The sequence below is a fragment of the Solidesulfovibrio aerotolerans genome (assembly GCF_009856865.1).
GTDB lineage: Bacteria > Desulfobacterota > Desulfovibrionia > Desulfovibrionales > Desulfovibrionaceae > Solidesulfovibrio > Solidesulfovibrio aerotolerans.
Window position 1 is genome coordinate 1 of sequence record NZ_WVUD01000153.1, and the last position, 255, is coordinate 255.

1 rRNA gene is annotated in these 255 nt (G+C 53.3%); it reads right to left on the reverse strand.

Annotated elements, in window-relative coordinates:
• Positions 1-255 (reverse strand): 23S ribosomal RNA (locus GTA51_RS20495); the annotation flags it as partial.

Consider the following 255-nt stretch of genomic DNA (forward strand, 5'->3'; position numbering starts at 1 on the left):
GCGACCGCCCCAGTCAAACTACCCACCAGACAATGTCCTCGAACCGGATAACGGTCCGAGTTAGAAGCTTAAACAACCGAGGGTGGTATTTCAAGGTTGACTCCGCCGACGCTGGCGCGCCGGTTTCACAGTCTCCCACCTATCCTACACACGATTGTCCAAGCTCCAATGTCAAGCTATAGTAAAGGTGCACAGGGTCTTTCCGTCTTTCCGCGGGTAGACGGCATTTTCACCGCCACATCAATTTCACTGAGT